Consider the following 22,763-nt stretch of genomic DNA (forward strand, 5'->3'; position numbering starts at 1 on the left):
ATGGGGTGTGCCCTTGCCTGCCACCTGCGACGCCGCCCATTCCTTTGCGTGGGCATCACCTGCGGGCTACGGTCCTGGGCATCAGGTCGATATTAACGCCGAAACGGGATCCGGCACGTCCGAAAAACTAAGGGAATTTAACGAAAATTGGCTGGGGAACCTGGACTCGAACCAAGATTAACGGAGTCAGAGTCCGTCGTTCTACCATTGAACTATTCCCCAGCAGAAGCTGCCGAAGCATGGCTTGGCTGCTGTGCGGCGCTTATAACCAAAACATCACGGATTGCAAATACCCGTTTCGAAAAAAATCCACAGCGACTTGGTGATGTGTTTTTGATGCGCGCCAAAAGGTCCGTTCTCCCCCCGTGGCAAAAAGAATTTGGCGATTTCGCCATGCGCTGGTATCTTCGCGGCAACGCAAAATCGAATGAGCGCCTGCTGCATACCTTTGGACTTGCGCGGCGCGATGGAAAAAGAACGTGGAAGACCCCGAAGGCGGCTCAAAGCCGCAAGGTAACGGGGCGTTGGCGGCAGGGCGCAAGGACGGCAAGAAGTCCAGGCGCCGCAAGGGCAAGCGTGGCGGGCAATCCCGCAATGCGAACCAGGCCGCTCAGCATGTCCTCTCCGGCGATACCGGAGAGGCGGCACGCCCAATCGAAGCCGGCAACGCGGCGCACAAGCGAAAGCGTCGCCGTCGTGGTGCGAGCGCCTCCGGCGAAGCCGGGCAGCAGCCGCAACGGACAAGCAACGAAATCTCCGCAACCGCCGGACAAGGCGTTTGCAGCGACAGCGAATCCGTGCCGAGCCGCCGCAATCGCCGCAAGCATCGCGGCAAGCGCGGCCTCCAGGGACGTCCGCTGGTGCATGAAAAGCCGGTGGGACATCCGGCCCAGCCGCAGCAGCCAGCGCCAACCGGGCGGAACGGGGTCGCTGAATCGCGAACCGGCCAGAACGACAATCGTGCGGCACGCCAGTCCGACGGCGGGCAGCGCAGCCAAGGCGAACATCCATGGCCGGATGAGCTTTATGCTGCTCTCGATCTCGGCACTAACAATTGCCGTCTGCTGATCGCCCAGCCAACGCGGCCGGGCCAGTTTCGCGTTGTTGACGCCTTCTCCCGAATCGTCCGCCTTGGTGAGGGATTGGCGGCAAGCGGTCGCCTCTCCGACGACGCCATGGATCGCGCCGTCGATGCGCTGCGCGTCTGCGCCTCCAAGTTGAAGAACCGCGAAATCCGCCGCATGCGGCTGATCGCGACCGAAGCCTGCCGGCAAGCGAGCAATGGGGCGCAATTCCTCGAGCGCGTGGTTGCCGAGACCGGCCTTGAACTCGAGATTATCGATCGGGAAACCGAAGCGCGGCTCGCCGTTTCCGGCTGCTCGTCGCTCGTCGGACGGGAGACGCGCTCGGTCGTCCTCTTCGATATCGGCGGCGGCTCCTCTGAAATCGCGGTCATCCGCATCGGCGACAACCGTTTCAATCGCCTCGCCAATCACATCACCCACTGGACCTCGCTTCCCGTTGGCGTTGTCACGCTTTCGGAGCGCCATGGCGGACGCGATGTCACGCCGGATGTCTTTGAAGGCATGGTCGTGGAGGTGGAAGGCATGCTTGGCAGCTTCGATTGCCCTGCAATCGATATCGGTCATGCGGATGACTTCCATCTCATCGGCACCTCGGGAACCGTGACGACGCTTGCCGGTGTTCATCTGGACCTACCGCGCTACGACCGGCGCAAGGTCGACGGCATCTGGCTTTCAGATGACGAGGTCTCGGCGATGCAGGCAAAGCTGCTGTCGTGGGATTTCGCCAGCCGCGCCGCCAATCCCTGTATTGGGCCCGATCGCGCCGATCTGGTGCTGGCCGGCTGCGCCATTCTGGAGGCGATCCGCCGCCGCTGGCCGAGCCCGCGCATGCGTGTTGCCGATCGCGGCTTGAGGGAAGGCCTGCTCACGGACATGATGGCGGATGACGGCGTCTGGCGGCGCCATCGCAACCGCCGCGGCCAGCGCGGCAAATAGGGGACAAGCATGGCGAAGCCAACGATTGCGGGTAACCGCACCGGCCGCAAACTCGGCCAGCGCGTCAAGAATAAGAAGATGAAGGCGTCGTCGCGGCAATGGCTGCAGCGCCACATCAACGATCCCTATGTGCAGCGTGCACAGCTGGAGGGGTATCGCGCGCGCGCCGCTTTCAAGCTGCTCGAGATCGACGAGAAGCACAGCATCCTGAAGGGCGCTCGTCGCATCATCGATCTAGGTGCTGCACCCGGAAGCTGGTCGCAGATCGCTGCCAAGGTAACAGGCTCCACCGATGATGATATCCGCGTCGCAGCGATTGACTTTTTGGAGATGACTCAACTGCCGGGCGTGAAGATCCTGCAGTTGGACTTCCTGGATCCCTCAGCGCCGGCTCAGTTGATCGAAGCCGTCGGCGGCACCCCGGATCTGGTCATCTCAGACATGGCGGCGCCCACCACGGGCCACCATCGCACGGACCATCTGCGCACCATGCACCTCTGCGAAGTGGCGGCCCAGTTTGCCGTCGAAGTGCTGGGTGAGGGCGGTCACTTCCTGGCAAAGACCTTTCAGGGCGGCACCGAACGCGATCTGCTCAATATGCTGAAGCGACATTTCAAGCAGGTCGTCCACGTCAAGCCAGCGTCGTCGCGCGCCGAATCCGTCGAGATGTTCCTGCTGGCGAAAGGCTTCAAGGGCCGCCAAGCGGAGCCCGACGTCACGGAAGCTTGATCTTTGGGCTGGTCTTGAGTGATGATCGGCCTCCCAAGACTTGGAACGCCCCGGTACCATGCTCTTATACGTCACCCTCGGAACCAACGACATCGATCAGGCGCGGCGGTTTTACGACATCGTCCTGCCGCTGCTCGGCTACCGCCGCCAACGCTACTCCGAAGAGGAAATCGGCTACGCGGCAGATGGTGACACCCGCTGCCGACTCTGGATCGTCACCCCATTCAACCGCCGACGGGCGTCGAGCGGAAATGGTTCGATGGTCGCGCTTCATGCCGCGCGCCGCGCGGATGTGGATGCATTCCATGCCGCAGCGCTTGCCGCCGGCGGTGTCGATGAAGGCGAGCCGGGATTGCGGCCGTTCCATGCCAATTTCTATGCCGCCTATGTTCGCGATCCGGACGGCAACAAGCTCAGCGCCGTCTGCGAGACTCCCGAATAGCCCTTACTTCACGGCCTGTTGCTCTGCCTCGATCGTCGCCGGGGCGAGGCGCTTTGCCTGGTGGCCAGAGACCAGCGCGCCAGCGCTCGTGTCCATCCGGATGAAGGGGATAGTCGCCACGACGGTCAGGATCGCGATCACGTAAAAGGCGATGTGGAAGTCGGCAACCTGCAGCGCCTCGCCGCGGAAGTAGATCGACGTCTCCAGGATCGCGGCGGCAACCGCGACGCCGAGCGCCAGGCTGATCTGCTGCATCACCGAACTCATCGACGTTGCCTGGCTCGCCTGCGCATCATCGATATCGGCAAAAGCCAGGGCATTGACGCCGGTAAAGAAGAACGAGCGCGAGAAGCCGCCGACGAGAAGGATGGCGATGATGACGAGGTGCGGCGTCTGTGGCGTGAACAACCCGGTCGCGACAGTCACGATCGTCGTCACTCCTGCTGCCGAAAGCAGCGTGGTGCGGAAGCCGGCCGCGGCAAAGACGCGGCGCGCCATGAACTTGGTGGTGATCGCACCGATCGCGCCCGCAAAGGTGATCATGCCCGATTGGAACGGTGTCAGACCGAAGCCGAGCTGCAGCATCAGCGGGGTCAGGAAGGGCATCGCGCCGATACAAATGCGAAACAGCGTGCCGCCGGTTGTCGATGCGCGGAAGGTCGGATTGCGGAACAGGTTCAGGTTGAGGATCGGCGCCGGATGTCGTTTGGCGTGGCGCACGTAGACAAAGCCGCAGACGAGACCGATTGCCGTCGCGGTGATGCCGATAACGGGCGGCAAGGCCGGCAGGCTGACGACGGAAAGGCCGAAGACGACGCCGGCGGCCGAAAACGATGTCAGCAAGAAGCCGATGAAATCCAGCCTCGGCGGCGCTGTCGCTTCAACCTCAGGCAGGAAGATCGTTGCGAGCCAGACACCGATGATGCCAACCGGCACGTTGATCAAAAAGATCCAATGCCAGGTGAAATAGGTTGTGATGAAGCCGCCGAGCGGCGGGCCGGCCAACGGACCGACGAGTGCCGGAATAGTCAGCAGCGCCATCGCCGAGACAAGCTCGCTTCGTTTCGTCGTTCTTAGAAGCACGAGGCGCCCGACCGGCGTCATCATCGCGCCGCCCATGCCCTGCAGGAAACGCGCGACGACGAACTCGATCAGGCCGGATGAGATCGCGCAGAAGATGGAGCCGATGACGAAGACGCAGATGGCCAGGCGGAAGATGCGCTTGGCGCCGAACCTGTCCGCCATCCAGCCGCTGATCGGAATGAAGACCGCGAGTGACACCATGTAGGAGGTCAGCGCCAGCTTCAGCGTGATCGGCCCGACGTGGAGGTCGTTGGCGATTGCGGGCAGGGCGGTCGATATGACGGTGGAGTCCATCTGCTCCATGAAGAGAGCGACGGCGAGGATCAGCGGAACGATGCGGTTCATGCGCGAAATGCCTTGGAGGTCGTGCGAAGGCGGCTCGGGAAGCCAGTGCTCTGTATTCCTAGGGAAAGGCTCTGCCAACCCCTCATTCCGCTTCTGAAAGACGTTTGCATCACGTCTGCGTGAGGCCGTTTGCTCAGCAATTTCAACGATCGGGATTGACCTATGTTTGTTTGGGGCTGTGCGACAAAGATGCCGCGCGTTATCAGAAGGATGGGAAATGCGAGTAGCGTCGGGGATGACGCGGCGTGCGTTGTTTACAGTGGGCATCGGCCTGCTGGCGGCGCCGATGATTTTGAAAGAGACGGCCGCAATGGCCGCAAGTGGAGAAAGACCAAGATGGATGCGACGACGCAGCCCCAATTTAATCAATTCAAGCTCGGCTCTTATAGATTTACTGTCTTCAAGGACGGCGCCAGCATTGGTGAAAAGGCCTATGAGACCTTTGGGGCCAACCAGAAGCCAGAGACTGTCCAGGAACTGCTCGCGAGGAATTTCCTGCCGACCGATAAATTCGTCAATTCCTATGCGCCGACACTGATCGATACCGGATCGGATGTCATCCTCGTCGATACCGGCTTTGGTGAGGGCGGCCGTGCCCGCGGCAGCGGCCAGCTTCGCGATGGGCTTAAGGCTGCCGGCTATTCGGCAGACGACATCACGCTGGTGGCGCTGACCCACCTGCATGGCGATCATATCGGCGGCCTGATGGAAGCTGGCACTCCAGCTTTCAAGAATGCGCGGTATGTCATCGGCCAGATTGAATACGATTTCTGGACTGACAAGGTCCGCGAGGCCACGCCAGCCGAAGGCGGCCACAAAGCAGTTCTGGCCAATGTCGTGCCTCTTGCCGAGAAAGCGACCTTCATCGGTGACGGCGGCAAAGTTGCAGGCGGCATCACGGCGATGCTGGCGCCAGGCCACACGCCCGGACACATGGTTTTCCATGTCGAATCGGAAGGCAAGCGCCTGATCGCGACGGGCGATACCGCCAATCACTACATCGTGTCGCTGCAGAAGCCCGACTGGGAGGTTCGCTTCGACGCGGACAAGACACAGGCAGCAGCCACGCGGCGGAAGGTATTCGACATGATCGCCACCGATAGGATCGCTTTCCTGGGCTACCACATGCCGTTCCCGGCGGTCGGCTTTGTCGAGACGTACGAGGATGGATATCGCTTCGTTCCGAAGACCTACCAGTTCGACCTGTGAGGTCGCTGCATGGCAGCCATACCAAGCCCGGCGGACACCTCGGGCTTTTTGCTATTCCCTTCCTGTCATAGACGTGTTACCAGCCCTCGCCAACTTCCAAAGCAACCCTTGCACACCGCCGGTGCGGACGATTCGTTCCGGGAGGCGTTGCATTTTTCTTAATTGAAGGAAATTGGCCATGGCTCGCATCATAGAAACGCCAACCGGTTTGGACGCACTCACCTTCGATGACGTGCTCCTGCAGCCCGGTCATTCCGAGGTCTTGCCCGGTCAGACGAGCGTCGCAACGCGGATTGCGACCGACTTCGAGTTGAACATCCCGATCATCTCCTCGGCGATGGACACCGTCACGGAAAGCCGCCTTGCCATCGCCATGGCGCAGGCGGGCGGGCTTGGCGTCATCCATAAGAACCTGACGCCTGCCGAGCAGGCCGAGCAGGTCCGCCAGGTCAAGAAGTTCGAAAGCGGCATGGTGGTCAACCCGGTGACAATCGGTCCCGATGCGACGCTGGCCGATGCGCTCGGGCTGATGAAGACCTACAGCATCTCTGGCATTCCGGTCGTCGAAAAGTCCGGCCGTCTCGTCGGCATCCTGACCAACCGCGACGTCCGCTTCGCCTCGGACCCGAAGCAGAAGATCCACGAGCTGATGACCCATCAGGGCCTCATCACCGTCAAGGAGAACGTCGATCAGCAGGAAGCCAAGCGCCTGTTGCACGCGCACCGGATCGAAAAGCTGCTGGTGATCGACGGCGAAGGTCGTTGCGTCGGTCTCATCACCGTCAAGGACATTGAAAAGTCGCAGCTGAACCCGAATGCATCCAAGGATGCGCAGGGCCGCCTGCGCGCCGCTGCCGCCGTCGGCGTCGGTGATGATGGTTTCGAGCGGGCTGAACGCTTGATCGAGGCAGGCGTTGATCTCCTCGTCGTCGATACCGCGCATGGCCATTCGGCCCGCGTTCTCGAGGCTGTCACCCGCGTGAAGAAGCTTTCCAACTCCGTGCGCGTCATGGCCGGCAACGTGGCAACATCGGAGGGCACCAGGGCATTGATCGATGCCGGTGCGGATGCCGTCAAGGTCGGTATTGGTCCGGGCTCGATCTGCACGACGCGCATCGTGGCCGGTGTCGGCGTTCCCCAGCTCGCCGCCATCATGTCGGCCGTCGAGGCTGCGCAAGCGCAGGATGTTCCCGTCATCGCAGACGGCGGCATCAAGTTCTCGGGTGACGTCGCCAAGGCGATTGCATCAGGCGCCTCCGCTGTCATGATCGGTTCGCTGCTCGCCGGCACCGATGAAAGCCCCGGCGAAGTGTACCTTTACCAGGGCCGTTCCTTCAAAGCATACCGCGGCATGGGCTCGGTCGGTGCCATGGCGCGCGGCTCGGCAGACCGCTATTTCCAGGCTGAAGTGCGCGACACGCTGAAGCTCGTGCCTGAGGGCATCGAAGGCCAGGTTCCCTACAAGGGCCCGGTCTCTGGCGTCCTGCACCAGCTTGCAGGCGGCCTCAAGGCCGCCATGGGTTATGTCGGCGGCAAGGATATCAAGGACTTCCAGGAGCGCGCGACCTTCGTGCGCATCTCCGGCGCCGGCCTTCGCGAAAGCCATCCCCACGACGTGACGATCACCCGCGAGAGCCCCAACTATCCGAGCTCCGGCGGCTGAAAATGAACCCGGGCAGCCGTATTCCGCTCTGGATTATCGCGCTGCTCGCAGCCATCTGCCTCGGCGCGCTTGCGTGGACGACATTCGGCTTTGTCGTCCCCTTTAAACATGAGACCGGGCAGGCCGTTCTCGATGTCTATTTCGGCGGTTATGACGAATTGACCGTCGGCCGGATGCGCCAGCTTCTCGACCACAACGAGATCGCCAGCAATTTGCTGCAGGCGATGTATGCCGGTCCGGAGATGATCTTCCCGGCGCTTCTGACCGCACTCCTGCTGCTGGTGTTGATGAGGTTGAGACCTAGCGGCCCCCACTTCAATCGCCCGATCCGTCCTTCCCTGATCGCGCTCGTCTATGCGCTTCCCTTCATTTATGGCCTTGCCGACTACGGCGAAAACATCTCCAGCCTGATTGCTTTTGGAGACAGCGCCTGGACGGATCATGCCGCTCGCCTGTTGCCGTGGATGACGCGAGTGAAGTTCGCGAGCCTCGCCATCTGCCTGATCGTCATTGCCCGCTTCGGCATCGTTCGCGCGATGCATCGCGAAGAAGGCGAGACATAGTCTCACTGCCACCGCAATGCCCGGCCCGGCGGAAACAACCGCCTGGTCGACTTCGCCGGCAAGGACAAGGCGCAACAGCAGGGCCTCCTTGGTTACCTCAGTTCGCAGGTACCGATCGGTCGCGTCGACGAGATAGCCGCCGCATTTTTTCTAGCGTCGGACGAACCAAGCTTCCTCACGGGTGCCGAGATCTTCGCCAATGGTGGCATCGCCAAGGTCTGATGCAGCCTTGCCCGCCGCTGAGTTGCGGCGAGCATTTGCGGCGCCGACGCTTTTCCTCTACAGCACGGAAACCAAACGGAAAGCGGCAGGAAGAGACAGCATGACCGGCTACGAAATGTTCTGGCCCATCATTGCCCACGTAGCCCTAGTCTATTTCCTCTACGTGCTTCTCGGCTTTCGCCGCCGGAAACTGGTTCAGGCGGGAAAGGTTCGCCGGTCGAACTACCGCGAAAACCGCGATGAACCGCCGGAAGGCCTCTTCGTCAAGAATTGCCTCGCCAATCAGTTCGAGTTGCCGGTGCTGTTTTACGCCTGCTGCGTCCTCCTCTACATCACGCAAGCCGACAACCTCGTTGCTGTCGTGCTTGCCTGGGTCTTCGTGGCGCTGCGCTATCTGCATGCCTTCGTGCATGTCACCAGCAACAACCTCCGTTACCGCAGCCCGCTCTTTGCAGCCGGCTATGTGGTGCTCGGTGCAATGTGGCTGTGGCTTGCCGTCTGGATAGTCTTCCCGAACGGCTGAGCGACTTGAAGTAACGCAGTTTTGTTCCTGCGTTACCGGCCACTGACCTATCTTCCCTCGCAGGTGAAAGCCGACAGGTAGGGAACAGGAGGACTCCAATGGACAGGCCGGAAATCACGCAGGCGATGATCAACGCCTACGACGAATACACGCATCTGACACTCGACCGCCGCGGCTTCATGGACAAGCTGACGAAGTTGGCCGGTTCCGCCGGCGCCGCCGTCGCCATCGCGCCGATGCTCGCTGCCAACAAGGCAAGTGCGGAAATGATCGCCGCCGACGACCAGCGACTGGTGGGGAAGGACGTAACCTATCCCGGCGGTGCCGGTGAGATGAAAGGCTATCTGGTCGAACCGAAGGGTGCTTCGGGCAAACTTGGCGCGGTGATCGTCATCCACGAAAACCGCGGCCTCAACCCGCATATCCGTGATGTCGCGCGCCGCATGGCACTGGAGGGCTTCATCGCGCTGGCGCCGGATTTCCTTTCGCCCCAGGGCGGCACACCGCAAAATGAGGACAAGGCCCGCGAGATGTTCAGCACGCTCGATCGGGCCGCCACCGTGGCGAACGCCGAGGCGACGCTCGCCTATCTGACCAAGCTCGACAACTCCAATGGCAAGGTCGGCGTGATCGGATTTTGCTGGGGTGGTGGGCTGGTAAACGACTTCGCCACCAAATCGCCGGAGCTGAAGGCCGGCGTCGCCTATTATGGGGCGCAGCCGCAGGCGGCCGACGTGCCGAATATCAAGGCAGCGCTGATGCTGCACTATGCCGGTCTCGACGACCGCATCAATGCCGGCATCGACGCCTACAAGAAGGCGCTGCAGGAGAACGACAAGGACTTCCAGATCTTCGTTTATGACGGCGTCAATCATGCCTTCAACAACGATACATCGTCGGCCCGCTACGACAAGAAGGCCGCCGATCTGGCCTGGAGCAGGACGGTCGAATTCCTGAAGAAGAATCTCGCCTGATCAGGCAGCCAGTTCGTGCGGGGCAGGGGCGACGGCGATGATCGCCTCTGCCAGCGCCTCCATCTCCTTGCCGCGATGATTGCTGCGCCGCCAGGCAAGGCCGATTTCGCGCGACGGCTGCGGATCGGTGAACGGCAGTATGCGAATGGAATTGCGGCTGGTTTCCGTGGGAATGGCCATTTCAGGAATGAGCGTCATGCCCATGTCGTGCGACACCATCTGCAGGAGCGTTGCCATCGACGTCGCGCCGAAATTCACAAGGCTGCGCTTGCCGGCGCTGCAGACGGCGAGCGCCTGATCGCGTAGGCAATGTCCTTCCTCGAGTAACAGGAGCCGGTCGACGTTCACCTCATGCTCGGTCAGCGGCGACATCAGCACTGCCTCTCCGTTGTCGGCCACCGCCATGAAGAAGCGGTCGGTGAAGAGCGGCCGCGTCTGGATGCCTTCGATGTCGAGCGGCAACGCCGCGATCACGGCATCCAGTTTCCCTGTCAGAAGATCTGCCATCAGTCGATCGGTCACCGCCTCCCGCAGTTCCACCTCGACGCTGGGGTATGTCCTGCGCAGATGTGGAACGAACTGCGGGACCAGGTAAGGTGCGACGGTGGGAATAATTCCGATGCGGATCAGACCTTCGAGTGTTCCGCCGCCTTTTCGTGCCGTCTGCTCGAGCAGGTCGACTTGATGCAGGATGGCGCGGACGTAGTGCAGCACCTCTTCGCCCTTCGGCGTCAGAAAGGTGTTCTGCCGCGTGCGCTCGACGAGCTTGGCGCCGAGATATTCTTCCATCTCCATGATCTGGGTCGACAGCGCGGGCTGGCTGATGTGGACCATTTCGGCGGCCCGGCCGAAATGGCGCGTCGTTGCCAGCGCATCGAAGTAGCGCATCTGTCGAAGTGTCAGCATGATAATTTCTTCCAATCGAATGTCTCAATAAATACGACTGGAGATTATCGAAGGTCAATGGACAACTCCGGTGGTGCTGGGCGGACAATCATCAATGGCCGACTTCAAGCGCGCCCACGCGGATGCGAACCGCGCCTGCGTCGAGGACGGCTATAAGATCGATACGATCAGCGCTGAGCCGGAGGCAGCCGGGTAAATTCGCGACCTGAAGATGACAAAATCGGGGCGTATCACCCCGATTTTTTTATACTTTTCCCGATTCAGACAATCCGATCTATCTCGTTTACGAGTCGTGAAGACCTGCATGTCATATCGGCCAAATGGCGCCGGCATGAACCACCTCCGTCGCTCCAAATAGAACAAATGGGAACGACATGAAGGTCGGAAGTTTGGATCGTATTGGCCTCCGCCGGAAGCCGAAGCAGGAACGCAGTATTCAGAGGCTCGACCTCATCTTGGCGGCCGCGGCGGCAATCATTGCCGAAAAGGGTGTGAGCGCCATGCGGATGACGGAACTGGCCGTCGCCGCCAAGGTGCCGATCGGCTCCGTCTATCAGTATTTTCCCGAGAAGGCCGCGATCGTCAAAGCTCTCTTCGACCGCCATGCGTTGACGATCCAGACGCGGATAGCCGATGCCTTTGCATCCGTGCACTCCGTCGATCATGCGCTCGATGTGCTCACCGCAACGATTGACTGGCACTATGACGACTATCGCAGAGACGCTGCCTATCTCGGCATCTGGATGGGCACCGAGACCGACCACGACCTGCTGCGGCTTAACATCGAGCACAGTAAGCGGATTGCGGACATTTTCCAGGACGCCGTCCGCCGCGTCGCACCGGAACTGTCCACAGCTGACATGCAGGCCCGCACCTACCTGTTCAGCCACCTGCTTGGGGCCTCGATCCGCCTTGCGGTCGTCAGCGAGGATTCCCTTGCCAGGCGCATTCTGGACGAGTGGAAGCGCGTGATCCGCACGGCCTTCCTCTCGCCTGTTGCTGCCTGAGCGCGCCTACCAGCTGGGTACGGCGTTGGCGATCTTGAGGCGGGGTTGCACCCGCCCATAGGCGTTCTTCACATCAGGCTCGAGATTGTCGTCGACAACGGCGGGCGTGATGTTGTCGAGGCAGGCGGTGATATGCGCGGTAATGGCGTTCATCAGCGAGATCGAGACACCGGGCCGCTTCATGATGCCGATCTGAACCGGGGGCAGGGCGGGGAAACCATCCGCCTGGCTCAGTACCTTCATTCCCGTGCGCAGCGCCGATTCCGGCATGACGGAAACGGCCATGCCGGCGAGGACTGCGGCCGCAACCACGGTGCATGACCAACTGGTGAACAGGATCTGGTGCTCGCGTCCGACCGCATCGAGCGCCGAGCAGGCGAGCTGGCGCCACTGGCAGTCGCGGCGACCGACGGCAAGTGGCACCGGCCCATCGTCACGGATCGGATGGTTGGCCGAACCAACCCAGCAGAGCGGTTCGGTCCGCACGACGTCTGACATGCGCTCGCGCGGGTTATGCGTCACCAGCGCCATATCGAGCTCGCCGCGATGAATGCGCTCGGCAAGGTCCACCGAGGGCTCGCAGACGATGTAAAGCTCGACATTCGGATGCGTCTTGGCGAAGCGGCCGATGATCTCCGGCATGTAGCGGTCGGCGTAGTCATCGGGCGTACCGATGCGCAGCGTGCCCTCGAGACGGTTGTCGTCAAAGGCTGCGATCGCCTCGTTGTTCAGCCGAATCATGCGCCGCGCATAGTTCAACAGCTTTTCGCCCTCGGCGGTCAGGCGGTTGCCGCGACCGTCCTTGATGAAAAGCTGCTTGCCGATGCGTTCTTCCAGCCGCCGCATCTGCATGGAAACGGCCGACTGCGTCTTGTAGACCCTGTCGGCAGCCTTGGTGAAGCTGCCGGAATCGACAATCGCGATAAAGGTCTGCAACTGATCAATATCAAGAGGTGCGGACATGAGTTCACCTATAACAATCTCTGATGCTAATCATTAGAAACATTCGTTGGACTGATCAATAGGTGTTTGGCATCTTCGGGGTGCAAATCAAACAAAGTGAAGGACAGACACCCTGCCTGTCCGCTCCGATTTCAACCCGATGCCTTCCCGCTCGACCTCGCGGGAGGGGTGGGTTGTTGCGCGCCAATGAAAGGATCAACCATGCGCACGACAGACCGGATAATCGAACTCGACTGCAGCCAGACTACGCTGACGTTTTCCCAGCGTCTCGCAAATGGCTTTGCAACGTTGTCATCCGTACTGCGCGTGTTCCGCAACCGTATGGAGATCAACCGGCTGCACGAGCTCGATGACAATCAATTGAAGGATATCGGCCTTAGCAGAGCCGATCTCACCTCGGCGTTCCTGGCGTCCACCTTCTTTGAAGATCCGTCGGAACATCTGACGCGTTCCGCGCACAATCGCGGACCAAAGTCGCTCTTCCGGTCCCGAAAGGATTAAGGCCGGCTCAGTTTTTCCCCGCAGGGTGATAGCCAATAGCCCTGCCTCTTGCCCGGTGACCGGCCTCCCAGCCGTCTCCGGGTTTTTTTATGCCTTTGGGGGAGTGGAAGGAGGTGTCTTCGGCATATAGGTCTCAAATATGGTTTCCATGCTTTTCTGGTAGCTCTTCTGCACCTCGAGCCCGCTGTCGAACATGCTGTTCAGCATGTCCATATAGGTTTCAGTCTCTGCCTTTGCCTGCTCCTTCGGAGCGTCCGCGGGTTTCGGCTCGACCGGCTTTCCGAGCGAGCCCATCATTTCCTGAAAGGCTTTTGCGAAAGGGTTGTCGAAAAACGGGTTGGTGACCGTCCTCTCTGCCTCCGGTTTCCGCATGCCGAACATCAGTTGCATGGCCTGAGTGAAGGGGTTATCGAAGATGCTGGGCTCGGGACTGGGCTTCTGCTTCGGTGCAAAGCCGGTGTTTTCGAGCCATTTCTGGATGGTTTCGCCCATCGCCGTGTCGACGAACGGGTTGACCGGGGTCGTCATCTGTCCCATCGACTGCTTGAACAGGCCGCCCATCAGCGTATCGGCCATCACCGGCAGCATCTGCTTGTAGATTTCCTGTCCGATACCCGTCATCTGGGCCGCCTGCGCCGCCACCGCGCGCGAGACCTCCTTGGAGCCGAACAGCTGTCCAAGGATGTTGTTGCCGTCCGATATCCCCTGCGGCGTGAAGGCCTTGCTCATGTCCTCGAAATATTTGGCATAGTTGCCGGAGGCGACCGCCTGCATCAGACCCATGAAGTCGTAAGGGTTGCTGGTGCTGCGCTTCAGGCCGGCGGAAAACGCCGGCATGAGCGCTGCCATCGCCTTGGCGGCCTGCTCCTGAGCAAGATTGAACTGCTTGGAGACAGCATCCATCGCCGCGCCGTTTTGTGCCTGCATCATCATGTCGAAGAGTGGCAGCATGGAAATCCCCTTCCCGGTTCGCAACGCGCAATTGCGTCACTATAGCCGGAAAAAGGAATGCGCAAACCGCTTTTTGCAGAAGCGCTTAGTATTGATATTCTTCGAAGACCGGCTCCACGGAACCGTTCCAGCGGCCGTGGTAAAGCGCCAGCAGATCCTCGGCCAAAGTCGCCTTCTTGGCCATGACTTCGTCGAGCGGCGCAAGGAAGATGGTTTCGTCCTGGCCTTCCCTGTTGAGCTTGTTGCGCGTCCTGAGACCCGCCTTCGAAACGGCGATGACCTCACGCGCGGTCTCATAGAGTTCATGCCCGCGGAACTTTGCCCTCAAACCCTGCGCCGGCACGGCATCGCGCAAGGCGTTGACCTCCTCGAACGTCCAGTCCTTGGTCAGCATATCCGCATCTTCGAGCGCTGCGTCGTCATAGAGAAGCCCGACCCAGAAGGCCGGCAACCCGCAGATGCGCCGCCAGGGGCCGCCATCCGCGCCACGCATCTCGAGGAAGCGCTTCAGCCGCACATCCGGGAAGAGCGTCGAGAGATGGTTCGTCCAGTCTCCCATCGTCGGCTCCCAGGCGGCGATTTCGCCCTTCAGTGCGCCGTTCATGAACTGCCGGAAGGTAACATGGGTACAGTCGTGATAATGCCCGTCGCGCACCACGAAATACATCGGCACGTCGAGGGCCCATTCGGCATAGTCGTGAAAACCGAAGTCGTCGCGGAAGGTGAAGTCCAGCAGACCGGAGCGATTGTTGTCGGTATCGCGCCAGATATCGCCGCGCCATGAAAGCAGGCCGTTGAGCTTGCCTTCGGTAAAGGGCGAGGAGGCAAAGAGGGCGGTTGCCAGAGATTGAAGCTTCATCGAGACGCGCATCTTCTTGCGCATGTCGGCTTCCGAGGAGAAGTCGAGGTTCACCTGGATCGTGCAGGTGCGGTACATCATGTCGAGACCCTTGGCTCCGACCTTCGGCATGTAGCGGGTCATGATCTCGTAGCGTGATTTCGGCATCGCGGGCGTTTCGGCCAGCGTCCATTTGGGGCTGCCGCCGATGCCGAGGAAGCGGATGCCCATGGGCTCGGCGATTTCGCGCAGCGTCGCCAGGTGCGTGTTCGATTCCTTACAGGTCTCGTGGATCGTTTCCAGCGGTGCGCCGGACAGTTCGAACTGGCCGCCGGGCTCGATCGATATCGCGCCCATTCCCTTCGGCTCGCCAAGGCCGATGATGTTGTCGCCGTCCGTGATCGGGTCCCAGCCGGATTTCTTCTGAAGGCCTTGCAGCAGCGCCGAAATGCTGGCCTCGCCGAAGTACGGCACGGGGCTGTTGTCGGCCCGGAAGAAGGCAAACTTCTCATGCTCGGTGCCGATGCGGAATTTTTCCCTCGGCTTGTTTCCCGCGGCGAGATAATCGGTCAGCTCCTGAACCGAAGAGAGCGGGGTCTGGTCGGTGGTATCGCGAGCCATTCAAGTCTACCTGCAATGGGAGAGCGCCTGGGAAAACCCGGGCAATTGGAAGGGTGATTAGGACCGCTCCCACGTATGTTGCAAGTGAAATTGTTTCAACGGCCCATCAAAAAAATAGCAGCATATTTCGGCCGCAAGCGATCCTAAGGTTAATTCCAGTCGCCGATCGACGCCTGAATGACTGCCATGGCAGCAACCGCAGCTGTATCCGCCCGCAGGATCCGCGGCCCAAGCGGGATTGCGGTGATGAAATCGAGGCTGCGCAGCCGCCCGCGTTCCTCCTCGGAAAAACCGCCCTCGGGGCCGACGAGCAGCGCCAGCTTGCGTTCGCTGATTCCGGACAGCAAAGGCAGCGGGTTCTGCCCTGCGTCGCCCTCGTCGCAATAGATGATGCGGCGGTCGCCCGGCCAGGTATCCAGGAGGTCGAACAGCTTCACAGGCTCGGCAACATCAGGGATGTCAAGTATGCCGCATTGCTCCGCCGCCTCGATGACATTTGCCTTCAGCTTGTCGCGATTGGTGATCTTGCCCTGCACATGCTGGGTCATCACTGGGCGCAGAATGCCTGCTCCCATCTCCACCGCCTTCTGCACAAGGTAGTCGAGGCGCCCGACCTTCAGGGGGGCAAAGAGATAGTGCAGATCGGACGGCGCGGGTTGCGGCCGCGTCTGCTCCTCGGCAATCAGCACAATGCGCTTTCGCGTCGGAAAGGAGAGACGCGCCTTCCACTCGCCATCGCGGCCGTTGAAGACAAGCAGCTCGGCGCCCTCGGCCATACGCAGCACGTTGGCGAGATAGTTGAAGTGATCTGCCGTCGTCTCGACCGTCGCCCCGGCACCGAGGGGAGCCTCCACGAACAGCCGTTGCATCCGAAAATTGGCGCGCATTGAGAAGTCCTGCTCAAACAAAGAGCGCGAACATAGCCCAATAGATGACGGCTGCAAGCGCTGCCGAGGCCGGCACAGTGATGATCCAGGCGGCGATGATCGTCATGAAATGCGACCGGCGGACGAGATAGCGCCGGCGAACTTCGTGCGTGTTCGGATCTTCCGGTTCGTCGAGCGCCCAGCTCTCGGCCCTGCGGTGCATGTATTCGATACGACGCTTTGAATGCCGCGTGTACCACTCGCGGAAGAAGCCGACACCAAACACGGAACCTACAGCGATATGCGTTGTGCTGACCGGCATGCCAAGCCATGAGGCGACGATAACGGTGAAGGCCGTTGACAGCGCCACGCAATAGGCGCGCATGGGGTTGAGCTTGGTAATCTGCTCACCGACAAGCCGGATCAGGCGCGGCCCGAAAAGCAGAAGGCCGACGGAGATACCGAAGGCACCGATCAAGAGCACCCAGACAGGGGGATTGCCGTGCGCATCTCCGGCGGACGCGCCGACCGCACGCACGATTGCCGAGAGCGGGCCGACGGCATTGGATACGTCGTTCGCGCCGTGCGCAAAGGAAAGCAGTGCTGCCGAACCGATCAAGGGGATTTGAAAGAGAACGCGCAGCGAGCTGTTGCGGTTTTCCAGTCGCACAGCCTGCCTGCGGACGAACGATCGTGCGGCAAGCCATCCGAGGCAGCCGACCGCGATGCCGAAGAGAATGATTGTAAACGGCGAAAACTCGTTGGTCGCTTCGATCTGCAGGACCATGTACGACGCGAAGCCGCCGATCATCATAGCGATCAGCACGGGCACCCAACGCCGCGCCGCAGCGATCTTGTCATCACGGTAGATGATGAAGGTCTTGACTATGAAAAGCAGACCAGCCGCGATCACGCCGCCAAGCAGGGGCGATGTCACCCAGGCCGACGTGATCTCGATCATGACGCGCCAGTTCACCGGGTCGGGGCCGACCGCGCCGACACCCGCTCCTATCACCGCTCCGACGATCGCATGCGTGGTCGAGACCGGCGCATTCAGCCAGGTGGCGAGGTTGATCCACAAGGCGGCGGCCATCAGCGCCGCCATCATGATCCAGCTGAGCGTCCCCGGCGGAACCTGCACCGTATCGACGATGCTTGACGAAATCGTCTTGACGACCTCGCCGCCGGCAACCGCCGCACCGAGAATTTCGAAGATTGCGGCGATGACAAGCGCTTGGCCCATGGTCATCGCGCGCGCACCGACCGCGGCGCCCACGTTGTTGGTGACGTCATTTGCGCCGATGTTCATGGCCATGTAGGCGGCAAGTGCTGCTGCGGCGATCACGAGGACGGCGCTTGGCCGGTCGAAGACGTACACGCCCGCAAAAAGCATGGCCAGTCCGAGGAAGATCAGCCCGAGGCCCGGGGCCACCAGTTTGCGCGACACAAACTTCGTCGCGTCCTCAACATGCGTAAGCTTGTCGAGATCCTTGTCGAGAGTTCGTTTCGTGAGGACGGCTGGTCGGTCGGGCATGCTATTCCTTGGCGTTCAATCCCTTTAACGTCGCCAAGGTTAGCAGCGCAAGATGGCAGCATCATTCCGCGGGAATTTGCTTCGGCATCCTTGCCGAAAGCTGCTCCGCCATACGGCGCTTGAAGAGCAATAAGATCTCCCGCAGCTCGGGCTCGTAAACCCGCTTCGCGGCTTCGGCACAGGAAACCCACTCGGTCTTGCGCTCGCCTTTCTCCTTGAAATTCTTGGCGATGTTGACGACCTCAAGTGCATAGACCTGAACCTTGCAGGTTACGCTGAGCCCATTCTTCAAAGCCTTCGGATACGAGTAAGTGCCAAGGATTTCGTTCTCGACCGTCCCGCGCACGCCCGCCTCCTCAAAGGCTTCGCGGGCGGCAACCTCGTAGGCTGTACGCCCATCCATCGGCCAGCCCTTGGGAATGACCCACCGGCCGGTATCGCGGCTCGTCAGCAAAAGCACCTCAAGCTCGCTTGTCTTCTTCTTCACTCGATAGCAAAGCGCAGCATATTGTTGACGCGGTGGGCGTCGAAACATCAGCTGTACGTCTGAAGCGAGGCGGGCAAGAAGAGTCAACGGTCGGGTCACCTTTTTAGGTCGGCTCCTTGAAGCGGCTATATTAGTATCCACTCGAAAGCTTGCGCAATCCATACGTGTTTCAAGTTTTCCAGTGGGATTTGATACTTATCAATAGGCGGCTTCCGTTTCGCCACGGTTCGGAAAACCCGCCAAATACCATCCTGATTCCGCCATTGCACAGGCGTTCAATATGGGCCTGTCTTGCATTTCAATCAATGACGGCGTCATGTCGTGCACTGTTATGTCAATACTATGGTACCCATGCGTCTTCCTCCCTTAAAAGCGGTCCGGGCCTTCGAAGCCGTCTGCCGCCACGGCAGCATTCTCGGCGCTGCCGCAGAACTTGGTGTCGTGCGCGGCGCCGTGCGCCAGCAGCTTGCCATCCTGGAGAGCTATTTCTGCGAGAAACTGTTCGAGCGCGATGGACGGAAATTGACTGCTACGGCGAAAGCGGCACGGTTCGCGGAGGCAGCCAACGCGGCCTTGGTTGCGCTCGAGCGCGCCGCGGCCGAATTTGCGGGCGGTGAGCATCGCCGCATCCGCCTCGGCGTGCCCTCGGCCTTTGCTATATGGTGGCTTGTGCCGCGACTTGCAAATATGCAGGCTGCACTCGGCAGCGTCGATGTCGATATCGTGCCGATGTCGATCGTCGAGCCGTTGTCGCTGCATCCGGAGCTTGATGCGGTCATCATGGGCGGTGAATACCGACCGGCGGCGGGCGTGACGGCGGTCAAATTCATGGAGGATGAATTCGGACCCGTTGCCACGCCGGATCTTGCCGACGGAATCGCCGACGATCCCGCGCACATGGCGGAGATCACCGCTGTCGTCAGCCGTAGCGCGCTAAGTCTCTGGCAGCAATGGTTTGCAGAAAGCGGCACTCAGGCCGTGACGTTCCGGCGCAAGCAGGAGTTCGAGGATTTGCCGCTCGCACTCGGGGCGGCGCGATCGGGTGTGGGTGTCGTGCTCGCGCCCCGCGCCGCCATTGAGGATGATTTGCAGCGCAATCTGCTTGCGGCGCCCTATGGCTTCGTTCGCCGTCCGGCGGGCTATAGCCTGACTTGTCGCAACGCCGACGCCAAGATGCCCGCGTTCACCGCTCTTCGCGACTGGCTGCTCCGTTCCGGCGTGTCGACGCAATAGGGCAGATTTTCTGCCCTATTGCGAAGAATTATCTCCATGGCCGAAAGTCGCTGCCGGGTCTAACACTGCGTTGAGAGCAGAAGGACACGGATATGCACAGAGACGCAACCCGCATCGAATGGATCGGCAACAGCTGCCGTTTGCTGAAGGCAACGGCGGCAGAGTTCGCGAAAACCCAGCCGTTCGGCGGCTTGACCATCGGTACGGGTATCCATCTGGAGCCGAAGACCGTGGCGCTTCTGATGACGCTGAGGGCCGGCGGTGCACGGCTCGTCTGCACCGGCAATCTGAACAGCACGCAGCCCTCGACCGTCGCGTTCCTCCGTTCGCAGCGGATCACCGTGTTTGCAACCCAGACGACGGACCCGGTCGCCCATCACAAGTGCCTGGAGGCGGTTGTTGCCGAAAGGCCGGATCTGCTGCTCGACAATGGCGGCGACCTCTTTACCATCGCGGCCGAGTCTCCTTACGCCGGCCTTCTCGGTGGCACCGAGGAGACGACATCAGGCCGCACGCGCCTGTTGCCGCTGCGCGAGAAGCTCGGCATGCCGATCTTGATCATCAATGATAGCCCTATCAAGCAGTTCGCTGAAAACAGGCATGCGGTGGGGCAGAGCCTTTTCGAAAGCTACATGCGCTTCACCAACCGCTCCACCAACGGCAAACGCGTGACCGTCTTCGGCTACGGCGCCTGTGGGAAGGGGACCGCAGCCTGCTTCCGCAACGCGTTTTCAAGCGTCAGCGTCGTCGATATCGACCCCGTGACAGCGCTGGAAGCAAATCTCGACGGCTTCTCCACGCCGCTGCGCGGTGCGGCGATCTCCTCCGCCGACGTGCTCGTCACGGTTACGGGCGTCGCCGGCATCGTCACTGCAGCCGACCTTCCTTTGATCAAGGATGGTGCCATCCTGATGAACGGCGGGCATTTCCCGCATGAAATCGACGTTGCCGCGTTCCGGCAGCACCCCGATGTGGTGCGGATCGATCGCTACGAGGCTGATCGTATCGAGAGCTTGCACCTGAAGGATGGTCGCTGCTTCCATATTCTCGGTGGTGGGCATATGGCGAACCTTGCTGGTCCGCGCCCGCTTGGCAATTCCGTGGAGTCGATGGACCTCGGCTTCACGCTGCAGGCGCGCTGCCTCGAGCGTGTCGCCAGGCGCGAAGTCGGCGCCGAGAGCTGCATTGTTCCGGTGCCGAAGGATATCGATGCCATGGTGGCAAGCGCCTATCTCGATCTGGCGCGGTAGGAAAGTGCGGCAAACTTAGGCCGCACTTTGTGTACTCAAGCGATCTCAACCACCAGCTTGCCGTTTGCCTTGCGGGTTTCGATCAGCGCATGTGCCTCGGCCACATCGGAAAGTCCGAAGCGGTGCGCGTCCAGCCTCGGCATCACCTTTCCGGCCTCGACGAGCTTGCTCACCTCCCGCAGGATTTCGCCGTGATGGCTGCGCCCTTCGCCGGTCAGAAGCGGCAGCAGCGTGAACACGCCCGAATAGGTCGCCGCCTTGAACGACAGAGGGGCGAGGGCATGGGTCCCCCATCCGAGCGCGCTGACGACGTGACCGAACCGACCGACAGCCTGGAAGGCTGTATCGAGGCCGGTGCCGCCGACGGTGTCGTAGACGACATCGAAGCCTTTGACGCCCGCATGATTGCGGACATAGTCCTCGACGGTCGCTGCCTTGTAGTCGATCGGCGTTGCTCCAAGGCGTGCGAGGTAGTCAGCCTTGGAAGCGCTGTCGACAGCAAAGACATCGGCGCCTGCGGCTTTTGCGATCTGCACGGCAATGTGCCCCACACCGCCGCCAGCGCCGAGGACAAGAACCTGCCAGCCAGTCCGGACATTGGCGCGATCGACCAGCCCTTCCCAAGCTGTAATTGCGATCAGCGGCAGGGCCGCTGCCTCACGCATCGAGAGGTTGTGGGGCTTCGGCGCGATCAGTCGAGCGTCGACGGCCGGCTTTCGGCGCGTCAATCAGCAGCGCCTTCACCGTAGTCGTCGCAGACATGCAACTCTCCTTTCGTCCGTGTGGGAAGGAGAATGCACCGTTGAAATTCGAATGGGAATGAAAGAGATTGCATGAAGTCCATGCGCTTGTGTTTGGGAGATGGGTCATGGAATGGAGCGATCTCAAGCTGTTCCTGGCGATTGCGCGCCAGGGCACTCTGGGTGCGGCCGCTCGCAGCCTTGGCCTGACGCAGCCGACGATGGGCCGCCGTCTGCGTGCTTTGGAAGTCTCGCTGGGCCAGACCCTGTTTCAGCGGACGGCGGACGGCTTCGTGCTGACGGATGAGGGCGCAGCCGTCTTTGCGCACGCCCAGCGCATGGAAGAAGAAGCACTCGGCCTTGAGCGGGAACTCGCCGGGCAGAACCGGCAGTTGAGCGGCTTTCTGCGCTTGTCCTCTTCGGATTGGTTTGGTGCGCATGTGCTTGCGCCGGTGCTTGCGGAATTCTCGCTGAGCTATCCGAAGATCGTCGTCGAATTGCTCACCGATAGCCGCCTGCTGAGCCTTTCGCGCCGAGAGGCGGATATCGTTTTTCGGATCGCGCCCTTCACCGAGCCGGAGGTGATATCGCGCAAGCTGTTCCACATCGACTATCGGCTCTACACTAGCCGTGGCGAGGAGCATCCCAAAGCAGGCGATGGCACAGGCGCGCGTCTGGTAACGATGGACGAGGCCTTTGGCGGCATGCCGGATGTCGCATGGCTGACGCGCCTGCTGCCAAAGGCCGAGATTGCCATGCGTAGCAACAATCGCGATGTGCAGGCGACGCTTTGCAGGAATGGCGCCGGCCTGGCCGTTTTGCCGCGCCCTCTTGGCGATTCAATCGCTGACATCGAGCCGGTCGACCTCGGCGAGGCTCCGCCCGGGCGCGACACCTGGGTCGGTTATCACCGGGACATGAAGCGGCAGGCGCGCTTGCGGGCACTTCTCGATCTCGCAATCGGGAGGCTGGCGAATTGAGCGTCTTCTGTAACGGGTTCTCCCGAGTCAATCCCTTGTGAGCTTAATCCCTCGCCGAGTGCTTGCTTCTGTGTCCGCAGTCGCCGCTTCCGCGACACCATCATTGTGAGGG

General features: G+C 61.0%; 20 protein-coding genes, 1 tRNA gene and 2 pseudogenes. 13 read left to right on the forward strand and 10 right to left on the reverse strand.

Annotated elements, in window-relative coordinates:
* Nucleotides 1–148: 148 nt before the first annotated feature.
* Nucleotides 149–222, reverse strand: a tRNA-Gln gene (locus tag WGT02_RS05300).
* Between the two features lie 257 nt (nucleotides 223–479).
* Here WGT02_RS05300 and WGT02_RS05305 point away from each other — a divergent pair.
* Genes WGT02_RS05305 through WGT02_RS05315 form a run of 3 tightly spaced genes read left to right on the forward strand, consistent with a single transcriptional unit; the run spans nucleotide 480 to nucleotide 3,192 of the window.
* Entirely contained in the window at nucleotides 480–2,021 is a 1,542-nt protein-coding gene (locus tag WGT02_RS05305; protein ID WP_024318875.1) for a Ppx/GppA phosphatase family protein, read from the forward strand.
* A gap of 9 nt (nucleotides 2,022–2,030) precedes the next feature.
* Nucleotides 2,031–2,750, forward strand: coding sequence for an RlmE family RNA methyltransferase (locus WGT02_RS05310; protein ID WP_024318876.1), 720 nt, complete (start codon nucleotides 2,031–2,033; stop codon nucleotides 2,748–2,750).
* Between the two features lie 58 nt (nucleotides 2,751–2,808).
* Nucleotides 2,809–3,192 carry a VOC family protein gene (locus WGT02_RS05315; protein WP_024318877.1) on the forward strand — a complete coding sequence of 128 codons (384 nt, stop codon included), beginning with the start codon at nucleotides 2,809–2,811 and terminating at the stop codon, nucleotides 3,190–3,192.
* Nucleotides 3,193–3,195: 3 nt separating this feature from the next.
* Here WGT02_RS05315 and WGT02_RS05320 read toward each other — a convergent pair whose 3' ends face one another.
* Nucleotides 3,196–4,620 carry a DHA2 family efflux MFS transporter permease subunit gene (locus WGT02_RS05320; RefSeq protein ID WP_208248761.1) on the reverse strand — a complete coding sequence of 475 codons (1,425 nt, stop codon included), beginning with the start codon at nucleotides 4,618–4,620 and terminating at the stop codon, nucleotides 3,196–3,198.
* A 217-nt stretch (nucleotides 4,621–4,837) separates the two neighbouring features.
* On the opposite strand from WGT02_RS05320, the pseudogene WGT02_RS05325 reads away from it, so the two are divergent.
* The 5 genes and pseudogenes from WGT02_RS05325 (at nucleotide 4,838) to WGT02_RS05345 (ending at nucleotide 9,774) form a co-directional block, all read left to right on the forward strand.
* Nucleotides 4,838–5,829: pseudogene (locus tag WGT02_RS05325) on the forward strand (MBL fold metallo-hydrolase).
* Between the two features lie 178 nt (nucleotides 5,830–6,007).
* Nucleotides 6,008–7,492 carry an IMP dehydrogenase gene (guaB, locus tag WGT02_RS05330; RefSeq protein ID WP_024318879.1) on the forward strand — a complete coding sequence of 495 codons (1,485 nt, stop codon included), beginning with the start codon at nucleotides 6,008–6,010 and terminating at the stop codon, nucleotides 7,490–7,492.
* 2 nt (nucleotides 7,493–7,494) lie between these two features.
* Entirely contained in the window at nucleotides 7,495–8,055 is a 561-nt protein-coding gene (locus WGT02_RS05335; RefSeq protein WP_024318880.1) for a hypothetical protein, read from the forward strand.
* Between the two features lie 322 nt (nucleotides 8,056–8,377).
* Nucleotides 8,378–8,800 carry an MAPEG family protein gene (locus WGT02_RS05340; RefSeq protein ID WP_208248756.1) on the forward strand — a complete coding sequence of 141 codons (423 nt, stop codon included), beginning with the start codon at nucleotides 8,378–8,380 and terminating at the stop codon, nucleotides 8,798–8,800.
* Nucleotides 8,801–8,898: 98 nt separating this feature from the next.
* Nucleotides 8,899–9,774, forward strand: a complete 876-nt coding sequence (locus WGT02_RS05345) for a dienelactone hydrolase family protein (RefSeq protein ID WP_208248754.1) — start codon at nucleotides 8,899–8,901, stop codon at nucleotides 9,772–9,774.
* Here WGT02_RS05345 and WGT02_RS05350 read toward each other — a convergent pair whose 3' ends face one another.
* Nucleotides 9,775–10,680, reverse strand: coding sequence for a hydrogen peroxide-inducible genes activator (locus WGT02_RS05350; protein ID WP_024317763.1), 906 nt, complete (start codon nucleotides 10,678–10,680; stop codon nucleotides 9,775–9,777).
* A 374-nt stretch (nucleotides 10,681–11,054) separates the two neighbouring features.
* Between WGT02_RS05350 and WGT02_RS05355 the strand changes: the two genes are divergently transcribed.
* Nucleotides 11,055–11,687, forward strand: coding sequence for a TetR family transcriptional regulator (locus WGT02_RS05355; protein WP_024317764.1), 633 nt, complete (start codon nucleotides 11,055–11,057; stop codon nucleotides 11,685–11,687).
* A 6-nt stretch (nucleotides 11,688–11,693) separates the two neighbouring features.
* Here WGT02_RS05355 and WGT02_RS05360 read toward each other — a convergent pair whose 3' ends face one another.
* Nucleotides 11,694–12,650 carry a LysR substrate-binding domain-containing protein gene (locus tag WGT02_RS05360; protein ID WP_208248752.1) on the reverse strand — a complete coding sequence of 319 codons (957 nt, stop codon included), beginning with the start codon at nucleotides 12,648–12,650 and terminating at the stop codon, nucleotides 11,694–11,696.
* Nucleotides 12,651–12,851: 201 nt separating this feature from the next.
* Here WGT02_RS05360 and WGT02_RS05365 point away from each other — a divergent pair, with 201 nt between their 5' ends.
* The gene (locus WGT02_RS05365) at nucleotides 12,852–13,151 is read left to right on the forward strand and encodes a DUF1127 domain-containing protein (RefSeq protein WP_024317766.1); all 300 of its coding nucleotides are present in this window, start codon (nucleotides 12,852–12,854) and stop codon (nucleotides 13,149–13,151) included.
* Nucleotides 13,152–13,238: 87 nt separating this feature from the next.
* On the opposite strand, the gene WGT02_RS05370 is transcribed toward WGT02_RS05365, so the two are convergent.
* The 5 genes from WGT02_RS05370 to WGT02_RS05390 form a co-directional block, all read right to left on the reverse strand.
* Complete coding sequence (locus WGT02_RS05370) at nucleotides 13,239–14,102, reverse strand: DUF937 domain-containing protein (protein ID WP_024317767.1); 864 nt, start codon at nucleotides 14,100–14,102, stop codon at nucleotides 13,239–13,241.
* An 85-nt stretch (nucleotides 14,103–14,187) separates the two neighbouring features.
* Entirely contained in the window at nucleotides 14,188–15,561 is a 1,374-nt protein-coding gene (locus WGT02_RS05375) for a glutamate--cysteine ligase (RefSeq protein ID WP_208248750.1), read from the reverse strand.
* Nucleotides 15,562–15,710: 149 nt separating this feature from the next.
* Entirely contained in the window at nucleotides 15,711–16,448 is a 738-nt protein-coding gene (locus tag WGT02_RS05380; protein ID WP_024317769.1) for a 16S rRNA (uracil(1498)-N(3))-methyltransferase, read from the reverse strand.
* Nucleotides 16,449–16,461: 13 nt separating this feature from the next.
* Entirely contained in the window at nucleotides 16,462–17,961 is a 1,500-nt protein-coding gene (locus tag WGT02_RS05385) for an inorganic phosphate transporter (protein WP_024317770.1), read from the reverse strand.
* Nucleotides 17,962–18,022: 61 nt separating this feature from the next.
* Nucleotides 18,023–18,535 (reverse strand): NUDIX hydrolase, encoded by a 513-nt coding sequence (locus WGT02_RS05390; protein WP_208250504.1) that lies wholly within the window; start codon nucleotides 18,533–18,535, stop codon nucleotides 18,023–18,025.
* Nucleotides 18,536–18,790: 255 nt separating this feature from the next.
* On the opposite strand from WGT02_RS05390, the gene WGT02_RS05395 reads away from it, so the two are divergent.
* Together WGT02_RS05395 and WGT02_RS05400 are read left to right on the forward strand one after the other, a co-directional pair.
* Nucleotides 18,791–19,681, forward strand: coding sequence for a LysR substrate-binding domain-containing protein (locus WGT02_RS05395; RefSeq protein WP_029710343.1), 891 nt, complete (start codon nucleotides 18,791–18,793; stop codon nucleotides 19,679–19,681).
* Nucleotides 19,682–19,773: 92 nt separating this feature from the next.
* On the forward strand, nucleotides 19,774–20,931 hold the full coding sequence (locus tag WGT02_RS05400; protein ID WP_208248747.1) for an adenosylhomocysteinase: 1,158 nt from the start codon (nucleotides 19,774–19,776) through the stop codon (nucleotides 20,929–20,931).
* Nucleotides 20,932–20,966: 35 nt separating this feature from the next.
* On the opposite strand, the pseudogene WGT02_RS05405 reads toward WGT02_RS05400, so the two are convergent.
* Nucleotides 20,967–21,641 (reverse strand): annotated as a pseudogene (locus WGT02_RS05405) (zinc-binding dehydrogenase); the annotation flags it as partial.
* A gap of 158 nt (nucleotides 21,642–21,799) precedes the next feature.
* Between WGT02_RS05405 and WGT02_RS05410 the strand changes: the two are divergent.
* Nucleotides 21,800–22,651 (forward strand): LysR family transcriptional regulator, encoded by an 852-nt coding sequence (locus tag WGT02_RS05410; RefSeq protein WP_208248745.1) that lies wholly within the window; start codon nucleotides 21,800–21,802, stop codon nucleotides 22,649–22,651.
* Nucleotides 22,652–22,763: the final 112 nt, after the last annotated feature.

It is taken from the genome of Rhizobium sp. T1470 (assembly GCF_042140505.1).
GTDB classification, from domain to species: domain Bacteria; phylum Pseudomonadota; class Alphaproteobacteria; order Rhizobiales; family Rhizobiaceae; genus Rhizobium; species Rhizobium favelukesii.